Consider the following 17,776-nt stretch of genomic DNA (forward strand, 5'->3'; position numbering starts at 1 on the left):
CCTATTCGACGAGCTCGACTTCCTGCTTGTCGGGCGCGGCCGACGGCGGCTTGCCGTGGTCGTCGAAGTCCAGCGTGACCTTGCCGGCCTCGTCCAGGTCCACGGTGACGGTGCCGCCATCGACGAGCTTGCCGAACAGCAGCTCGTCGGCCAGCGCGCGCCGGATGGTGTCCTGGATCAGGCGCTGCATCGGCCGCGCGCCCATCAGCGGGTCGAAGCCTTCCTTGGCCAGGTGCTCGCGCAGGGCCGTGGTGAACACGGCTTCGACGCGGCGCTCGTGCAGTTGGTCTTCGAGCTGCATCAGGAACTTGTCGACCACGCGCAGGATGATCTCGCGGTCCAGCGGCGCGAACGGGATGATCGCATCCAGCCGGTTGCGGAACTCGGGCGTGAACATGCGGCGGATTTCCGCCATTTCGTCGCCCACCACGCGCGAATTGGCGAAGCCGATGGACGGACGGTTCAAGGTCTCGGCGCCCGCGTTGGTCGTCATGATGAGGATGACGTTGCGGAAGTCCGCCTTGCGGCCGTTGTTGTCCGTCAGCGTGCCATGGTCCATGACCTGCAGCAGGATGTTGAAGACGTCCGGATGGGCCTTTTCGATTTCATCGAGCAGCAGCACGCAATGCGGCTGCTTGGTGATGGCCTCGGTCAAGAGACCGCCCTGGTCGAAACCGACGTATCCCGGCGGCGCGCCGATCAGGCGCGAGACGGCGTGGCGTTCCATGTACTCGGACATGTCGAAGCGCAGCAGCTCCACGCCCAGCGTGAACGCCAACTGGCGCGCGACTTCGGTCTTGCCGACGCCGGTGGGGCCGGAGAACAGGAAGGCGCCGATCGGCTTTTCCGGCTTGCCCAGGCCCGAGCGCGCCATCTTGATGGCGGCCGACAACGCCTCGATGGCGTTGTCCTGGCCGAACACCACGGTCTTGAGGTCGCGGTCGAGCGTGGCAAGCTTGCTGCGGTCGTCGTTGGAGACGGACTGCGGCGGAATGCGCGCGATCTTGGAAACGATGTTCTCGATGTCGACCTTGCCGATCACCTTCTTCTGGCGCGAACGCGGCAGCAGACGCTGGGCGGCGCCGGCCTCGTCGATCACGTCGATGGCCTTGTCCGGCAGATGGCGGTCGTTGATGAAACGCGCCGACAGCTCGGCGGCGGCCGACAGCGCCGCGGCCGAGTAGCGCACGTTGTGGTGTTCCTCGAAGCGGCTCTTCAGGCCGCGCAGGATCTGCACGGTCTGCTCGACGCTGGGCTCGGCCACGTCGATCTTCTGGAAGCGGCGCGACAGCGCGTGGTCTTTCTCGAAAACCCCGCGGTATTCCGTATACGTGGTGGCACCGATGCACTTGAGCTGACCCGAGGACAGGGCCGGCTTGAGCAGGTTGGACGCGTCCAGCGTGCCGCCCGACGCCGACCCGGCGCCGATCAGCGTGTGGATTTCGTCGATGAACAGGATCGCGTCGGGATTGCCGCGGATCTGCTTGAGCACGCCCTTCAGGCGTTGCTCGAAATCGCCGCGGTACTTGGTGCCCGCCAGCAGCGCGCCCATGTCCAGCGCGAACACTTGGGCCGCCTGCAGGATCTCGGGGACCTCGCCGCGCGTGATGCGCCAGGCCAGGCCCTCGGCGATCGCGGTCTTGCCCACGCCTGCCTCGCCGACCAGCAGCGGGTTGTTCTTGCGGCGGCGGCACAACACCTGGATCACGCGTTCGACTTCGTGCTCGCGCCCGATCAGCGGATCGATGCGGCCGGCCAACGCCGCGGCGTTCAGGTCGGTCGCATACTGGTCCAGCGGCGACTGGCGCGATTCGCCCTGTTCTTCACCATTGGTTTGCTGCTCTTTCTGCACGGCGGCGGACTCCACCTGTGGCTGTTTGGTAATGCCATGCGACAGGAAATTCACCACGTCCAGCCGCGTGACGCCCTGCTGTTGCAGGTAGTACACGGCGTGCGAATCCTTTTCGCCGAAAATGGCCACGAGCACGTTCGCGCCGGTGACCGGCTTCTTGCCGGTGCCGCCCGCGGACACGTGCATGATCGCGCGCTGGATGACGCGCTGGAAACCCAGCGTGGGCTGGGTGTCGACTTCCGCGCCGCTGGGGATCACCGGCGTGTTTTCCGAAACGAACTGACGCAGGTTGCGGCGCAGGTCATCCAGGTTGGCGGCGCAGGCGCGCAACACTTCAACGGCCGAAGCGTTATCGAGCAGCGCGAGCAACAGGTGCTCGACGGTAATAAATTCGTGCCGGGCCGAACGGGCCTCGACAAAAGCCATATGCAGGCTGACTTCAAGCTCTTGGGAAATCACGCTTCCTCCGTAACGCATCGAAGCGGGCAAATACACGATTCATATTCTATGCCGATCAGGGCGTAACGCCAGCGATTTCAAAAACCACGCTGTCATGACGGCCTTGCGCGTCCATGACGGTAAGCGTATACCGTCCGTCCCGCGTCAGCACCAGATTAAACGGACGACCCGACGCGGCATGACCCACCACGCGACCATCGAGCATCCACCAAACTTCGCCTTCGGCGCCCTGCACATCCACATCCACCGCCACCTGCGCACTGCCAGGCACCGGCCGCAACACCGATCCGGTGGCCACGCCCCCCAGGCGCAACGGCCCCTGCGTGGCATCGGCATAGCCGGCGAACGACGGCGGCACCGTGTCGTTCAAGGCCCACGCCGCGCGCTGCTCGGGGCATTCCCCCGACGGCACGCTGCCGAGCCGGTAACCCAGCGGCCAACACGTCACGACCGCCTGCACCGAGGCAGGCCGCACGCGCACGTGCTGGGCGCCTTCCGGCAACGCCGCCACGATATCCTGCAGTAGCGGCGCCGCCACATTCGCCCCGAAAAACCCGGGATTCGGCGTGCCGTCGGGACGGCCCACCCATACCCCGATCGTCCAACTGTCGGTCACCCCGACGGCCCAGGCGTCCCGGAATCCGAAACTCGTCCCGGTTTTCCAGGCCAGTTGCTTCGCCGGGCTGCCCGATTGGTAAAACGGCCGGTCCGGGTGGCCGCCGCCCTCCAGGATGTCGCGGACAATCCAGGCCGCGCCAGCACTCATCATACGGGACTCGACCCGCGGCTGCTCCGGCCGCAGGCGCGGACGCCCGGAGATGCCGCCACGGGCCAGGGCCCGATAAGCGCCCACCAGTTCTTCCAATGTGGTGCCGCCCCCGCCCAAAATCAAGCTCAGATTGGGCTCGGCGCCGGCCGGCAAACGTAACCAGACCCCGCCCGTCAGCATAACCGAGGCGAAACGGGTGGGCCCGACGCGGTCCAGCAGGTCCACGGCCGGCACGTTGAGCGAGCGTTGCAGCGCCTGCGCCACACTGACCGGCCCCGAGAACGACGCCTGAAAATTGCCCGGCGCGTAGCCGCCGAACGACAACGGCGCGTCGATCAGCAGGCTTTCCGAGTGGATCAGGCCGTCGTCCAGCGCCTGCGCATACAGGAATGGCTTGAGGGTCGAGCCGGGCGAACGCACGCCGCGCACCATATCCACGTGGGCGTATCGGGAATCATCGGAAAAGTCGGCCGAGCCGGCGTAGGCCTTGACTTCCAGCGTGTCGTTGTCCATCACCAGCACCGCCATCGAGACCTTGGGCGGCAGGTTGTCGACCCGATCCAGCAGCATGCGCTCGACCGCGGCCTGCATGTCCGCATCCAGGGTCGAGGTCAGCAGCGGCGGGCGGGCGCCGGGGCGGCGCGAACCGGCTGCGGGACGGCCGGCCTCCTGTAACAGCCGCTGGGCAGCCAACGGCGCCAGCCAGCGGGCGCGCAACGGCGGCGCCACCACCTGCTCGATCTTGGCGTCGGCCACCTCGGCCGGGGTCCAGCGGCCCAGTTCCACCATGCGGTCCAGCACCTTGTCGCGCGCGGTCTGCGCGGCCTGGGGATGGCGGTCCGGCCGCAGCCGCGACGGGGCCTGCGGCAAGGCGGTCAGCATGGCGGCCTCGGCCGGGCTGAGATCGCGCGCCGGCTTGCCCAGCCACAGGCGCGAGCCCATTTCGACGCCTTCGACGATGCCGCCCATGGGCGCGTGGGTCAGGTACAGCGACAGGATCTCGTCCTTGCTGTAGTGCATTTCCAACTGCACCGCGCGCCACGCCTGGCGCAGCTTGGCGCTCATCGAGCGCGACGGCTTGCCAGCCAGTTGCGGGTCGATCAGGCGCGCCACCTGCATCGTCAGGGTCGAACCGCCCGAGACGATGCGGCGGTTGGTGGCCCATTGCCAGCCAGCGCGCGCCAGCGACACCGGGTTGACGCCGGGGTGCCAGTAGAACCAGCGGTCCTCGTAGGTCAGCAGCGTATCGAGGTAGTGCGGCGAGACCTGGTCAGGCTTGACCGGGTAGCGCCAGATGCCGTCGCGGCTGGGATAGTTGCGCAGCGGCGTGCCGTCCGCGGCGACCACCACGGCCGCGCCGCCGGAATCGATGGGAGGCAGGGGATAGAGGCGGTCGAACACGAATAACAACGCGGCCAGCGCGAGTAGCACGCTGGCCGCGAAGAGTCCGCGCCGCCGCCAGCGGCGGGCGCGCGAGGCGCCCGCCGGCGGGGTGGCGGCGGTGTTCAAGGACGCTGCTTGGCGCTGCGATCGCGGATTTCGACCGTGCTCCATTGCTCGCCTACGCCACGGATCTCGGGCCGGTACATGTCTTCGGCCACGGTCGACGGCACCGCGTAGCGGCCCGGCGTCACGACCCGCACCAGGTAGAACACGTCCACCTTGCCGCGACCCAGCGAGACCGCCGCAACATACCGGTCATCGCGGAATTCGCGGTGCTTGATGTTGGGGTCGGCCATTGCGTCGGCCACGCGGCGCCCGCCGATGCTCCAGTCCTGCATCTCGGGGCTTTGCGACAGGTTCAGGTTCTCGACCTCGAAGCCGGCCGGCACGCGATCCACCAGCAGGCCGTCCGGAATGTTCTGGTTGGCGCTGGCCTGGACCCATACCACCAGCATGTCGCCGGTCTGCAGCGTGCCGCCATCCCACGGCTTGCCGTCGGGACGGTACCAACCGCGCTTGAGCTGAATCACGTCGTTGCGCGGCGCCGGCACCGTGGTCGGGCTGCCCTGGATGTCGTACTCGACGAAGATCGACTGGCTGCCGGTGTTGAGCAACTGCGTGCCGGCCAGCTCGGCCGCGCTCAGCGACACGGTGCGGTCGGACCTGCCGCCTTCCAGCTCCTTGCGCACGCCATTGACCGTCAGCGCGGCCTGCCACGGCGTCGACTTGTCGCCGCCCGCGGCGCGCGCGGCCAGCAACAGGGCCATCTGTTCCTGGGTCGACAGGTACGAACGGTTGCCCAGGCGCGCGGCCAGTTGCGTCATCAGGTTCTCGACGCGGTCATGGCGCAGCTCGTACTGGTTGGCCAGCGCATACGCCAGCGCGTAGTCGCGCACGGCGCTGCCGTAATCGCCGAGCCAGTCATCGTAGTAGCTGTTGGCGCGGCGGGTGATGCCGTACTCGCGCGTCATGGCCAGATCGAGCGCGCTCTTCATGCGCCCTTCGTCGCCCATCAGCTTGAACGCGGCGGCCAACTGGATCAGGGGCAGCGGCGAACGCGCGCGGTCCTGGTAGTTGTCGAACAACTGGCGCACCGTCGACAACGGCGCCTTCTTGTCGCGCGCCAGCGCCAGGGCGGCCGTAGCCAGGCCGGCAAACCGGCGGTGGTCTTCGCGCAGCACGCTCTGGCCGCCGCTGTCCAGGCGACCGGACTCGAAGTCGCGCTTCAGATTGGTCGACCAGGTGCCGAACGAACCACTGCTCTGCTGCACCTGTTCCAACAGCCACTGGCGCGAACGATCCAGCGAGGCCTCGGGAATGGTAAAGCCCTTGTCGCGCGCGTCCTGCAGGAAGCCCACGGCGTAGGCCGTCAGCCACACGTCGCGCGAGGACGAGCTGCTCCACAGGTTGTAGGAGCCCACGGCGTTGCGCATGCCCGACAGGCGGCCGATGGCGCCCGCGACCTTGGCTTCACGCTCGGCCTGGGTGCGCGGCTTGAGGCCGAACTGCTTGGCCGCTTCCTCGTCGATCAGGACCCACGGCAGCGTCGCGCTGATGGTCTGCTCGGTGCAGCCGTAGGGGTAGTTGAGCAGCCCTTCGACCACGCGGTTGACGTTGATCGGCGGACGATTCGAGACCGTCATGCTGACCGTGGTCGAGTCGGGGTAGTACGACGCCACCCACGATGCCTGCGGCGTGTTGGACTCGCCCGGGTTCAGGCGCAGGCGGCGCACCTGGCGCTCGGCCGCGTAGGCCGGCTGCACCTGCAGCACCGATTCACGCACGATGTGGATCGGCTTGGCGCCGCCCTGCCCGTCCACGGTCAGGCGCATCAGGCCCAGGCCGTAGGAGCCCGTGGTGGTGGCGGTAAAGCGCAGCGTGGTGCGTTGCTTGTCCTTGAGGGTCACGGTGCGGGTGCCGTCGACGATGCCGACCGGATCCAGCGCTTCCAGCTTGACCGTCACCTTCTGGTCGGCGCCGCTAAGGTTGGTCACGTCCAGCGCGATGGCTGCCTGGTCGCCCGGGGTGATGAAGCGCGGCGTGTTCAGCTCGGCCACGATCGGCGCCGCCACCACCATTTCGGTGTCGGTGCTGCCGTAGTTGTCCGCGGTGAACGCGACGGCCATCAGACGCAGCGTGCCGTTGAAGTCGGGCAGATTCAGCGGGATGTCGGCCTCGCCCTTGTCGTTGAGCTTGACCGGTCCCGAGAACAAATCGACCAGCTTGACCTTCTTGGGCAGGCTCTTGCTGTCGCCGCGCATGGCGGCGTCGCCGCCCCATTTCAGCTTGCCCTTGGTGCCGTCCATCTTCTCGATCAGCTTGCCGTACATGTCCAGCAGTTCGGCCGCGTAGCGATGCTTGCCGAAGAAGAAGTCGAGCGGATCGGGCGTGCGGTACTGGTTGATGTTGAGGATGCCGACGTCGACCGCCGACAGCGTCACCACGGCCTGCTTGCCCTGGGCGCCATCGACCTTCACGCGGACCGTGGTCTTGGTTTCGGGTTCGGTCTTGGCCGCGGCCGTCAGCTTGACGTCGAGCTTGCGGTCGGCGCTGGCGATCGGCAGGAAGGTCAGGCCCAGCGCGCGCGCGGGGGTCACGCGGTCACCCTCGCTGCCGGGACGGAACACCGCCGCGGCCACGTACAGGTCATGGCGCTTCCAGCTCTTGTCGATCGGGATTTCCACTTGCGTGCCAGTCGCCTTCACGGCCACCCAGGTCGACCACAGCATGCGGTCGCCCTCGACGGTGATCAGGGCCTGGCCGTCGTGCGGCGGCGTCAGGGTCAGCTTGACGCTGTCGCCCGGCTTGGCCGGCACGCCTTCCAGCTTCATCTGCACGCGGTCGGGGCGGTTGCCCATGGCGTCGGCGTCCTGGGCGTCCCAGCCCGCATAGAAGCGGTAGCGCAGGGTTTCGCCGGTCTCGGGATCGGCGATTTCCAGGCGGTAACGGCCCCATTTGACGGGCACCGTGAACTGGCTGCGGTCCTTCAGCGCGATCTCGCGCGAATCGAGCAGTTCCTCGGTTTCGGTGTAGCCGCTGTTCCAGCCGCGCTGGTCGTCAAAGCGCCAGTAGTACTGGCGTTCCTCACGATACAGGCGCATCTGGGCCTGCGCCAGCGGCGCGATCTTGCCCTGGGCGTCCACGCGCAGCACTTCGAACGAGGCCGGCGCGCCTTCGCGCGCGACGTCGCTGTCGAACTGCGGACGCACGGCGATCAGCTTGTCGGCGGGCCAGACGCTGCGCTCGATCGAGCGCACCACCGGGCGGCCGCCCGATTCCAGCAGGCTGGCCGAGACCCGCACCTTCATAGGCGAATGGGTGCCTTCGGTGCGCGGTTCGATTTCCAGTTGCGCGGCGCCGGTCGAATCCAGCGCGGCCTCCGGCAATTCCTCGAAATGGCGGCGCGAATCGTCGTCCACGTCGCCGAAGATGAACCCGGGCCATTGCTGCGGCAGCGCATAGCGGTCGCGCTTGACCTGGAAGCTGGACAGCAGGCGGTTGCCGGCGGCGGGCGCGCCATACAGATAGTCGCCCTGCACGTCGACGGTCAGGGTGTCGTTCGGCGCCAACACATCCTGGTCGGACGTGAGCGCCATCTTCATGCGTTCGGGCAGGAATTCCTCGACCTGGAACTTCCAGGAAGCATCCGGCGCGCGCGACGCGGGGTCGACGCGCAGTTCCAGCATCCAGGCGCCGGTCTGGGCATCGGGCGGCAGGTCGATGGCGCGCTCGACATAACCCTGCAGGTCCTTGGCGGGCTGCCACAGGTTGGTCGAGACCACGCGGCCGTCAGGGCGCTTGAGCGTGGCGGTCAGCGGCGCGGGCGGCATGACGCGGCCGTCGAGGTCGCGCGGCAGCACGGATACGTGGAAGGTCTCGCCGGGGCGGTACAGGTTGCGGCCGGCATAGACAAACAGGCTGTTGGGGCGGGAAATATGGCCGCCGGTATCGAATTCGGACAGGTCCAGCGCGGGCTCGGCCAGCGCCAGCACGGTCATTTCCTTGTCACGCGAGGCCCGGATCACGCGGGCGTTGGTGAAGCTGCCGTCAAAGCGCACGTGGCCCTGGCCATCGGCCTGGGCCTTGGCCAGCGTCTTGCCGGCGCCATCCACCAGTTCGAACAGCGCGCCCGAGATCGCCTGACCGCTCTTGAGCGACACCGAGTAGGCCTCGATGCGGTCGCTGTAGCGGCGCGCGTGCAGGCCGATGTCGCTGACATAGAAGTAGGTGACCTGGTATTCGTAGCGGAAACGGCCGGGCTGGCTCATCACCGCGACGTAGATGCCGGGTTCCTGCAGTTCCTTGATGCCTTCGACCGGCAGGAAGGTGACGTGACGGCGGTTCGGCTTGTCGTCCGTCAGGAAGCGGCCCTGGTAGACACTGGTCGTCAGGGTGTTCAGGCGGTCCAGGTCCCAGTTGCTGACCGAACCCTTCAGGCTGCGGTTGCCCGAGTAGCGCCAGCCGTCTTCGTCGTCGTAGCCGCCGGATTCATCATCGTCCGACGCGGAGGTGTTGCGGCCGATGCCCAGCACCGACTCGAACAGTTCCGGCACGCGCTCGGGCGCGACACGCAGGAATTGCACGTCGACCTCGGGCATGTTGACCGTCGCCACCGGCAGGCCGCCGTTCTGGCCGGCCGGCAGCACCACGCCGCGGCTGGCGAAATAGAACGAAGGCGGCATGGCATCGGTCACCACGTCGCAATGCGAGGCGCCGGCCAGGGCGACCTTGTCGCCAGCGCCCGGCAGGCCCGCGCGCACCGCGACGGAATACGTGCGTTGCGGCTGGACGAAGGGGAAATACACCATGCGCGGATTGGAGCCGACCACCCAGTTGCCCTGGACGATCTTGCCCTTGGGCGCGGCGTCGCCAGGCTGGACGGAGCTCGGCTGCTGGCCGTTGGCGCTGCGCTCGGTGTCCTGGTCGGGTTTGCCCGAGGCGGCGCCGGTGTCGGTGACCTGCAGGAACTTGGTCAGATCGGCCTTGGCTTCGACCGGCTGTGTGAAAGTGACCGCCAGCGCCAGCGAGTCGTTGTACTGGCGCGGCTGGCAATTGAGGACCGCGAACGCGTCAGCGGTGCCGACCGTGGCCGTGGCCGGCAAGGCCTCCGGCTTGGCGGCGCCACCCGTCGCGGCGGGCGCGGTCGTGGCTGCCGCCGGCGTAACCGTCTGCGGCGTCGCCGGCGCGGACGGTTGGCCGCCCTTGCCCATCCACCAACCCACGCCTATGGCGCCGGCCACCACGATCGCGCCGGCTACCGCCAGCCAGGTCTTGCTGTTCTTTCCACTCACGGCAAACCTCCCCGCCTACTCGAATGCGATGCTCCTTTGCGGCGGAGCTGCCGACCTGATAGTGCCGCGCGCTTCTCGGTGCGCGGTTCCTGCTTTGCAACCCTGTACAGCAGAACGCCGCCTGTGGTGGCGGCGCTGTTCTTGCGAGTTCAGACCGGTTCCATCACGCACTGCAATGGATGCTGGCGCGCCCGCGCATACTGGGCCACCTGGGCAATCCGGGTGGCGGCCAGGTCGCGCGGGTAGACGCCGCAAACCCCACGGCCTTCGTGATGCACCTGAAGCATGATGCGCGTGGCTTCTTCGTGGTTCTTGTTGAAGAACTTCTGCAGCACCTTCACGACAAACTCCATCGGGGTGTAGTCGTCATTCAACAACAGCACCTGGTACATCGGAGGCGGCGCGACGCGCGCCGGCGCCTTCTCGACGGCCAAATCATGCTGGGTATCCAAGGTAGAACTCATAGGGCGGCTATTCTATTTAATCAGGGGACGGCTTGCATGTAACTTACGCAAAATTACACGTAGAAATGCGTAGTTTCCATACTTGACTCCGCAAAGAAAAGCGGCGCATTATCCACGCATTCTGGGGTTTTCAATTCACCGAAAACCTGCCAGGAGGCCGGAGGGGGGACAGGGGTCTAGGCCGCGATGCCCTTCTGTCAACATACGATTCAATGAGGCAGTCCGCATGTCTGATACGACCGCAACCGCCGTCCAAGGGGACAATCCCAAATCGACGGGTACCGTCAAATGGTTCAACGATGCAAAGGGTTTCGGCTTCATTACGCCCGACGACGGCGGTGAAGATCTGTTCGCCCACTTCTCGTCCATCCAGATGAATGGTTTTAAAACCCTGAAAGAAGGCCAGAAAGTGGCTTTCGAGATTATCCAGGGGCCCAAAGGCAAACAGGCGCTCAATATCACCGCTGCCTGAGTTACTCTTTACAGCGCAACGGTAAGGTTGCGCCATTATCAGGCGGGGCTTTCGGGCCCCGCCTTGTTATTTTCTTATTACTGCGATTACCGCGTTTGGTCATGCTGAAGAATGCTGCTTTGTTTCATGTTGGTGGTGCGTTGCTCAAAACAGCGTTCATTAAATCGGCAGCGCGCGCGGCGGTAGCCGCGCTGCTCGGCGCCGCCACCCTGGCGTTGCCCCTGGCGGCCGGGGCCCAGACGGCGACCGGCCCGCAACCGACGCTGCCGATCGCGCAACTGGCCGCCGGCATCCATATTATCCGCGCAGAAGTCGCCAACACGGAAGCCAGCCGCCGCGACGGCCTCATGTTCCGCAAGGAACTGGCCGGCAATGACGGCATGCTCTTCGTCTTCGAGCAGCCCGACGTGCAGTGCTTCTGGATGCGCAACACCCTGCTGCCGCTGTCGATCGCTTTTATCGCCGACGACGGCACGATCGTCAACATCGAAGACATGGCGCCCCAGACAGACGACACCCACTGCTCCAAGAAACCGGTGCGCTACGCACTCGAAATGGCGCAGGGTTGGTACGAAAGCCACGGCATGAAGGCCGGCAGGAAGATCGACGGACTGCCCTGAGCCAGCCGCGGTCCTGCGCACGCAACAAGGGAGCCCGTGGGCTCCCTTTTCGTTTGGCCGTGCCGCCACCGCGCGGCGGCGGGCACGGCCCCGGTCGCCCGGGGCCGTAGCGGAATCAGACACGCTCGATGATCAAGGCGATGCCCTGGCCCACGCCGATGCACATGGTGCACAGCGCATAGCGGCCGCCGGTGCGGTGCAACTGATTGATCGCGGTGGTGGCAAGACGCGCGCCGCTGGCGCCCAGCGGGTGGCCCAGGGCAATGGCGCCGCCGTTGGGGTTGACGCGCGGGTCGTTGTCGGCGATGCCAAGCTGGCGCAACACGGCCAGGCCCTGGGCGGCGAAGGCTTCATTCAGCTCGATCACATCCATCTGGTCCAGCGTCAGGCCGGTCTGGGCCAGCACCTTGCGGGTGGCGGGCGCCGGGCCGATGCCCATGATGCGCGGCGCGACACCGGCGGTGGCCATGCCGACCACGCGGGCGCGCGGCGTCAGGCCGTGGCGCGCGGCGCCTTTTTCGTCGGCCAGCAGCAGCGCGGCAGCGCCGTCGTTGACGCCCGAAGCATTGCCGGCGGTCACGGTGCCGCCTTCGCGGACCACACCCTTGAGCTTGGCCAGCGCCTCGAGGCTGGTCTCGCGCGGATGCTCGTCCTTGGACACGACGATAGGATCGCCCTTCTTCTGCGCGATCGAGACCGGCACGATCTCGGCGTCGAAGAACCCTTCCTTCTGGGCGCGGGCGGTCTTCTGCTGGCTGGCCAGCGCGAACAGGTCCTGGTCTTCGCGGTTGATCTTGAAATCGTCGGCGACGTTTTCGGCGGTTTCCGGCATCGAGTCGACGCCGTACTGGGCCTTCATCAACTTGTTGATGAAGCGCCAGCCGATGGTGGTGTCATAGATCGCGGCGTTGCGCGAGAAGGCGCTATCGGCCTTGCCCATGACGAACGGCGCTCGGCTCATGCTTTCGACGCCGCCGGCCAGCATCAGGCCGGCTTCGCCGGCGCGGATGGCGCGCGCGGCGCTGCCGATGGCGTCCAGGCCCGAACCGCACAGACGGTTGACCGTGGCGCCGGGAACTTCGACCGGCAGGCCGGCCAGCAACGTGGCCATGCGGGCGACGTTGCGGTTGTCTTCGCCGGCCTGGTTGGCGCAGCCCAGGATGGCATCGTCGATTTCTTCCCAGCGCACGCCAGGATTGCGCGCCACCAGCGCCTTGATGGCTACGGCCGCGAGGTCGTCGGGACGCACCGGGGCCAGTGCGCCGCCGTAGCGGCCGAAGGGGGTGCGAATCGCGTCACAGATATAGGCATGCACGGTCATGAGATGCTCGGATTGAAGTGGAGGAATCGAATGCGCACGATCTTAACGCAGCGGTTTCGCGCCAAGATGGTGCATCCCGAGGATGTCCGCAGAACGGACGGTGTCCAGCTACTGTTCACTCACCGTACACATGCCGGCCTGCCCTCAAGGTGTCGGCGCGCTCGCCCGCGCGGCGCGCCCGGCCTCGAGGATGGCCTGGCGGCGAAAGCGGCCGGCGGCCAGATGGTAGAACGGCTGCGGGCAGAACTGGCGCGACACGCCCGAGGCCAGCAGCGAGCCGACCAGCAGCCAGAACAGCATGGGCTGGCTGCCCGTCATTTCCATGACCACCACGCTGGCCGTCAACGGCGCCTGGGTGGCCGCGGCCAGGAACGCGGCCATCGACACCAGGACCAGCACGCGCTGGTCCACGCCCTCGCCCGCCAATTGCCAGATGTGATGGCCGATGCCGGCGCCGGTGGTCAGGGCGGGCGTGAAGATGCCGCCGGGAATGCCGGCCCAGTACGAAGCCACGGTGGCGGCCAGCTTGGCCAGGCCGAAACCGGCGGGCAAGGCGTTCTGCGTCTCGCCCGACAGCAGGTCGGCGGCTGCGCCGTAGCCGGTGCCGTAGACGCTGCCGGCCGTGGCCAGGCCGATCAGCGCCAGCACCACGCCCATGGCGAAGGCGGTCCAGATGGGATGGACGCGGATCCAGGCCCGCCAGGCCGCGGGCGCCATGCCGGCCGCCCCCTTGCCCAGCAGGCGCGCGAAGAGACCGCCCAGCGCGCCGTTGAGCGCGGCGCAGATCAGTACCCACCACAGCATGCCATGCGTAAGGACCGCGCCGCCAAAGGTGCCGAAATAGGGATTGTTGCCCTGCACCGCCACCACCAGGAAACCGGCCGCCAATACGCCGATGAGCACCAGCCGCTGCCAGCGCAGCACGGTGCCGCGACCCAGTTCCTCGATGGCGAAGATGACGCCCGCCAAGGGTGCATTGAAGGCCGCGGCCAGGCCGCCGGCCGCGCCCGCGGCGATCAGCTCGTTGGCATGGAAGCCGCGCAGTTGCAGCCCGCGACGCTTCCAGAAATCGCCCCATGCCAGCATCACCGCGGCGCCGACCTGCACCGACGGCCCTTCGCGGCCGATCGAGGCGCCGGCCAGCATGCCGAAGAACGCCAGCGGAATCTTCCACAACGCCTGCGCCAGCGACACGAGGCTGCGCTGTCCCGGGCCGGGCGGCAGCGACAGCGCGCCGATCACCTGGGGAATGCCGCTGCCCGCGGCATTGGGCGCGAACCGCAGCGTGGCCCAACGCAGGACGGCCAGTGCGCACGGCAACACCAGCAGCGCCAGCCAGCCGGCATGCCCGACCCATTCGCGGTTCCATTCCAGCGCGAGGTCGGCCAGGTAGGCAAACCCCAGCGACACCAGGGCAACCAGCGCCGCGCCTCCCAGCAACAGGGCCATCTGCAGGCTCTTGCGCGACAGGCGGTTGGTCTGTCGCAACTTGCGGCGCAACAGGTGGCGGGAACCGGTGGCGATACGGCGCAGCGGAGTGGGCAGGAACATGGGCGGGGCCGGGCGGCAAGGAGTGGCAAAACCAGAAGTGGCTAAACCATACCATTGCCGCCTGACTGCCAGCCCACAGGCGTGCCATTCAGAACGACGACCAGTCGTCCTCGTCCGCGTCGTGCTTGATGAGGGCCGGGCGCGCCACGACCGGTTGCTGGCGCGCCTCCGCCGCCGGATGCGGCGTGGCGCGGCCGGCCTGGATCAGCCGGGCCCGGGGTTCGGCATCCATCGACACGGGACCGGCATCGATCTTGAAGCGTCGCACCTGCTGCGCCAGGCGGCCAGCCTGATCCTGCATGCTGCCGGCCGCGGCCGCGGCCTGTTCCACCAACGCGGCGTTCTGCTGGGTCACGGTGTCCATCTGCGCCACGGCCTGGTTGACCTGGCCGATGCCGGTGGATTGCTCGGCGGAGGCGCTGGCGATCTCGTGGACCAGGATCGCGGCCTGGCGCACGCTGTCGACCACCTCGCGCATGGTGTTACCGGCCTCGTCGGCCTGACGCGTGCCGCCTTCGACGCGATGGACGGATTCGTCGATCAGCGCCTTGATCTCCTTGGCCGCGACCGCGGAGCGTTGCGCCAGGGTGCGGACCTCGCCGGCCACCACCGCGAAGCCACGGCCCTGCTCGCCGGCGCGCGCGGCCTCGACCGCGGCGTTCAGCGCCAGGATGTTGGTCTGGAACGCGATGCCGTCGATCACGCTGGTGATATCGGAGATGCGCCGCGAGCTTTCGGAGATCGCGCTCATGGTCTGCACCACGACGTCGACCACCTCGCCGCCGCGCGCCGCCACGGTCGAAGCCTGGGTGACCAGCTTTTCGGCCTCGCCGGCGTTGCTGGCGTTCTGCTGCACGGTGCTGGTGAGCTGTTCCATCGAGGCCGCGGTCTGCTCCAGCGATGCCGCCTGTTCCTCGGTGCGCTGCGACAGGTCGGCATTGCCCTGCGCGATCTGCGAGGAAGCGGAGGCGATGCTTTCGCAGCCGTCTCGCACATCGCGCACGATGCGCGACAGGTTTTCGTTCATGGCCTTGAGCGCGGCCATCAGGTCCCCCGTCTCGTCGCGCGAGGTGACCTGGATATCCCCGCTCAGGTCGCCATTGGCGACCCGGCGCGCGGCCTCCACCGCCCGCCCAAGCGGCCGGGTGATGCCGCGCGTCACCAGCCAGCCCAGCAGCAGGCCCAGGACCACGCCGGCCAGCGACAGGCCGATCATGATGAGGCGGGTGCCGGAGTACAGGTCGGTGACTTCGCGCACCGCGCGGTCGGCCGCCTGCTCCTTGGCCTGGACCAATTCGATGATCAGCGCCTCGGCCTTGCCGGACGAGGCGGCGGCGCGTTTGGTGATGTTGACGATGGCGGCATCGGTCTGGGCCAGCGGCAGCCCTTGGGCGGCCTCGAAGAACTCGATGGCCTCGCGCTTCCAGAGCTCTTCGGCTTCGACGAATTGCGCCAGCAGGCGCTTGCCGTCCTCGCGGACGAAGCTCTGCGCCGCCTTGGCGCGCAGGCGCTCCAGGTTTGCGACATCGCGGTCGAACTCGGCGCGCAGCGCCTGCCTTTCTTCCTCGGTGGTGGCGCCCAGGAAGCTCTTGCGCGCACGGCCGGCGGCGATCAGGCTGATGTTGGCTTCCTTGATGTCGGACAGCCCTCGGAATTCGACCTCGGCGATCTGGTCGTTCATGTCGTTGATGCGGGAGAGCCCCCACACCCCGAACGCGCCGATGCAGCCCCCCAGCAACGCTACCAGCAGGAACGCGCCCGACAGTCGCACGCCGATGCGCGCGCCGATATGCAACCCCGAAAAAAACCGCAACATGCTTCCCTTCCCGTCAAACGCCACGGTGTTGTGGCGGGCATGCCGCGATCGTTGGCCCCATGGCTCGGCCGCAGACTGCTTTCAACGATAGCGGGACCTTCGCCTCGCTTTATTCGTAAAGAGAGGGAGATTTATTCTCATTTTCTACAAAATGAATTCGACAAAATACAAAATTTGACCCCGTAATCTAGAATTTCGGTCGGCTCCCGGGGCGCGCCGAAAACAAAAAGGCCCCTCGCGATGCGAGGGGCCTTGGCCCTGCGGTGCGCGCCGGGCGCGCAGCGGAATCAGGCGAAATTCTTGGCGGCGAAGTCCCAGTTCACCAGGGCCCAGAAGTTTTCCAGGTACTTGGGACGGGCATTGCGGTAGTCGATGTAGTACGCGTGTTCCCAGACATCACAGGTCAGCAGCGGCTTGTCGGCCGTGGTCAGCGGGGTGGCGGCGTTGCTGGTGTTGACGATGTCGACGGAACCGTCGGCCTTCTTGACCAGCCAGGTCCAGCCCGAACCGAAGTTGCCGGCAGCCGACTTGTTGAAGGCTTCCTTGAAGGCGTCGAAGCTGCCCCACTTGGCATTGATGGCGTCGGCCAGCTTGCCGCTCGGCGCGCCGCCGGCCTTGGGAGCCAGGCTGTTCCAGTAGAAGGTGTGGTTCCAGATCTGCGCGGCGTTGTTGAAGATGCCACCCGAGGACTTCTTGACGATGTCTTCCAGCGACAGGTTCTCGAACTCGGTGCCCGGGATCAGGTTGTTCAGGTTCGTGACGTAGGTCTGGTGGTGCTTGCCGTAGTGGTACTCCAGCGTCTCTTTCGAGATGTGCGGAGCCAGCGCGTCCAGTTCGTAAGGCAGGGGGGGAAGAGTATGTGCCATGTGTCGGTTCCTTCTGTTGAGTGCACGATCAAGCCGTTCAATTGTATCGGCAACTCTGCGAGGATACCGCGTTAACCCCGCGGCGGCGCGGGGTTAACGGGCATGTGTTTATGCCTTGCGCGCGTAAACGCTACTCTTTCTCATAGCGCAGTTCGCGCCCGCCTTGCGCGGCCACCAGCGCGCCGTCTTCGCGCAACGCCAATGTCATGTGCAACGGTGTGCGACTAGCCGATTCCGGCAGTTCCAGGTCGATGCGCAGCGCCCGCGATGCGATATCGGACTTGCTCACATCCACGCTGTGCCAGCGCGCGCCGGAAGGCAGCGGCACGAACACCGCCAGGGCCTTGAGCTCACCCGGCGCGATCGGCGCGCTGACGCCATCGGCGCCTTCGGACTGCTTCGGCGTGCCGGCGTAATCGGCGCTGGCCGACGACATCGCCACATCGACCTTGACCGGCCGGCCTTCGTAATACACGCGCACCGTGAGCTCGTCGCCCTCGGCGGGCCGCGAGTCCGCGCCGACCTTCGCGATCGCCGAGAACGGCTGGATCGGCGGCGTGTCCAGGCGCACCTGCCTACCTTCCAGGCGCCAGGTGCCGCTGGCCTGGATGTCCACGGCGCCGTAGCTCATCAGGTAATCGAAACGGCCATCGGGCGACAGCAGCAGCTCGCTGCCGACTTCGCGCATGCCGCGCAGGTAGTAATGGCCGGCGACGCGCGCGGCCGCTTTGCCCAGGGCCTTGGCGGCGCCCGGCTTGGCGGGGCAGGCCTGCTTGAGCGGCGCGCCGGCCGCCTGCAGCGCGGCGGCAAAGCCGGGCGCGGCCTGGCACACCAGCGTCTGGCTGAACGACT

Annotated in this window: 10 protein-coding genes and 1 pseudogene; 2 read left to right on the forward strand and 9 right to left on the reverse strand. The window is 67.1% G+C overall.

From position 1 onward, the window contains the following. Window position 1 precedes the first annotated feature (1 nt). From clpA to clpS, 4 genes are all read right to left on the reverse strand, one after another. Window positions 2–2,311, reverse strand: coding sequence for an ATP-dependent Clp protease ATP-binding subunit ClpA (gene clpA, locus HV783_RS03650; protein WP_024069529.1), 2,310 nt, complete (start codon window positions 2,309–2,311; stop codon window positions 2–4). Window positions 2,312–2,366: 55 nt separating this feature from the next. After that, window positions 2,367–4,589: a penicillin-binding protein 1C gene (pbpC, locus tag HV783_RS03655; RefSeq protein WP_144654872.1), complete on the reverse strand. Its 2,223-nt coding sequence runs from the start codon at window positions 4,587–4,589 to the stop codon at window positions 2,367–2,369. Beyond that, on the reverse strand, window positions 4,586–9,733 hold the full coding sequence (locus tag HV783_RS03660) for an alpha-2-macroglobulin family protein (protein WP_254603832.1): 5,148 nt from the start codon (window positions 9,731–9,733) through the stop codon (window positions 4,586–4,588). The genes pbpC and HV783_RS03660 overlap by 4 nt, the downstream gene beginning before the upstream one ends. Window positions 9,734–9,963: 230 nt before the next feature. Further along, window positions 9,964–10,278: an ATP-dependent Clp protease adapter ClpS gene (clpS, locus tag HV783_RS03665; RefSeq protein WP_025135841.1), complete on the reverse strand. Its 315-nt coding sequence runs from the start codon at window positions 10,276–10,278 to the stop codon at window positions 9,964–9,966. Between the two features lie 226 nt (window positions 10,279–10,504). Between clpS and HV783_RS03670 the strand changes: the two genes are divergently transcribed. Together HV783_RS03670 and HV783_RS03675 are read left to right on the forward strand one after the other, a co-directional pair. Then, complete coding sequence (locus HV783_RS03670; RefSeq protein ID WP_006220277.1) at window positions 10,505–10,750, forward strand: cold-shock protein; 246 nt, start codon at window positions 10,505–10,507, stop codon at window positions 10,748–10,750. 101 nt (window positions 10,751–10,851) lie between these two features. After that, window positions 10,852–11,370 carry a DUF192 domain-containing protein gene (locus tag HV783_RS03675; protein WP_231132925.1) on the forward strand — a complete coding sequence of 173 codons (519 nt, stop codon included), beginning with the start codon at window positions 10,852–10,854 and terminating at the stop codon, window positions 11,368–11,370. Window positions 11,371–11,485: 115 nt separating this feature from the next. Here the strand turns inward: HV783_RS03675 and pcaF are convergent, their stop codons facing one another. The 5 genes and pseudogenes from pcaF to HV783_RS03700 form a co-directional block, all read right to left on the reverse strand. Beyond that, window positions 11,486–12,691: a 3-oxoadipyl-CoA thiolase gene (pcaF, locus tag HV783_RS03680; protein WP_054502079.1), complete on the reverse strand. Its 1,206-nt coding sequence runs from the start codon at window positions 12,689–12,691 to the stop codon at window positions 11,486–11,488. 144 nt (window positions 12,692–12,835) lie between these two features. Next, window positions 12,836–14,242 (reverse strand): chloride channel protein, encoded by a 1,407-nt coding sequence (locus tag HV783_RS03685; protein ID WP_175188715.1) that lies wholly within the window; start codon window positions 14,240–14,242, stop codon window positions 12,836–12,838. A gap of 88 nt (window positions 14,243–14,330) precedes the next feature. Next, complete coding sequence (locus HV783_RS03690; protein WP_054502077.1) at window positions 14,331–16,058, reverse strand: methyl-accepting chemotaxis protein; 1,728 nt, start codon at window positions 16,056–16,058, stop codon at window positions 14,331–14,333. Between the two features lie 287 nt (window positions 16,059–16,345). Further along, entirely contained in the window at window positions 16,346–16,924 is a 579-nt protein-coding gene (sodB, locus tag HV783_RS03695; protein WP_049073101.1) for a superoxide dismutase [Fe], read from the reverse strand. Window positions 16,925–17,054: 130 nt separating this feature from the next. Further along, window positions 17,055–17,776 (reverse strand): annotated as a pseudogene (locus HV783_RS03700) (ankyrin repeat domain-containing protein); the annotation flags it as partial.

It is taken from the genome of Achromobacter dolens (assembly GCF_902859745.1).
Lineage (GTDB): Bacteria > Pseudomonadota > Gammaproteobacteria > Burkholderiales > Burkholderiaceae_B > Achromobacter > Achromobacter dolens.

Bases quoted from the DNA above. Each gene is read 5' to 3' on its own strand.
- HV783_RS03660 (WP_254603832.1), bottom strand. From the start codon at position 9,733: ATGGGCAAGGGCGGCCAACCGTCCGCGCCGGCGACGCCGCAGACGGTT.
- clpS (WP_025135841.1), bottom strand. From the start codon at position 10,278: ATGAGTTCTACCTTGGATACCCAGCATGATTTGGCCGTCGAGAAGGCG.
- HV783_RS03670 (WP_006220277.1), top strand. From the start codon at position 10,505: ATGTCTGATACGACCGCAACCGCCGTCCAAGGGGACAATCCCAAATCG.
- HV783_RS03675 (WP_231132925.1), top strand. From the start codon at position 10,852: ATGCTGAAGAATGCTGCTTTGTTTCATGTTGGTGGTGCGTTGCTCAAA.
- pcaF (WP_054502079.1), bottom strand. From the start codon at position 12,691: ATGACCGTGCATGCCTATATCTGTGACGCGATTCGCACCCCCTTCGGC.
- HV783_RS03685 (WP_175188715.1), bottom strand. From the start codon at position 14,242: ATGTTCCTGCCCACTCCGCTGCGCCGTATCGCCACCGGTTCCCGCCAC.
- HV783_RS03690 (WP_054502077.1), bottom strand. From the start codon at position 16,058: ATGTTGCGGTTTTTTTCGGGGTTGCATATCGGCGCGCGCATCGGCGTG.
- sodB (WP_049073101.1), bottom strand. From the start codon at position 16,924: ATGGCACATACTCTTCCCCCCCTGCCTTACGAACTGGACGCGCTGGCT.